Annotated in this window: 1 protein-coding gene; it reads right to left on the bottom strand. The window is 57.1% G+C overall.

The genetic code is table 11. From position 1 onward, the window contains the following. Nucleotides 1-534 (bottom strand): ABC transporter permease subunit (locus CKO11_RS17335; RefSeq protein ID WP_223641560.1); only part of this gene is annotated, 534 nt, incomplete at both ends.

The following is a 534-nucleotide window of genomic DNA, read 5'->3' as shown; positions in this document are numbered from 1 at the left end:
CAGGGTATCGAGCAGAGAAGGCCACGCGCCGTCGCTCATTCCCTGGCCAAACAGCTTAATAAAGTTATCCAGCGTCAGGGTATAATCCACGCCCCAGTTCACCGTGAAACTGCCGTAGAAAATGCTGCCATAGAGCAGGGCGTTGAAGGCCACCCAGACTGACAGCAGCGCCACTACGCTCCATACCAGCGTGACCGGCAGAGGCTGCACATCGCCGCGATAGGATTTGCCGGAAACGGTGACGTAAGAGCGTTTGCCGATCCACATGTACTGCACGCAGAACACCAGCAGCGAGAAGAGCAGCAGGAACGCACCAAGCGTACTGGCGGCCTGATAATCAAGCTGCGAACCGGTGATGTAGAAGTAGATTTGCGTTGCCAGCACGTCGAAGTTGCCGCCAAGCACCAGCGGGTTACTAAAATCGGCCAGCGACTGCACGACCACAATCAGAAACGCGTTAGCCAGCGCCGGTTTTAGCAGCGGGATAAATACCCCGTTAAAGGTCTGCCAGCGGCTGGCGCGCAGGGTGTACGA

The sequence above is a fragment of the Rhodobacter sp. TJ_12 genome, from assembly GCF_020023995.1.
GTDB lineage: Bacteria > Pseudomonadota > Alphaproteobacteria > Rhodobacterales > Rhodobacteraceae > Rhodobacter.
Note: the sequence above shows the minus strand (reverse complement) of the source record. Positions and strands in the feature narration are given on the sequence as shown.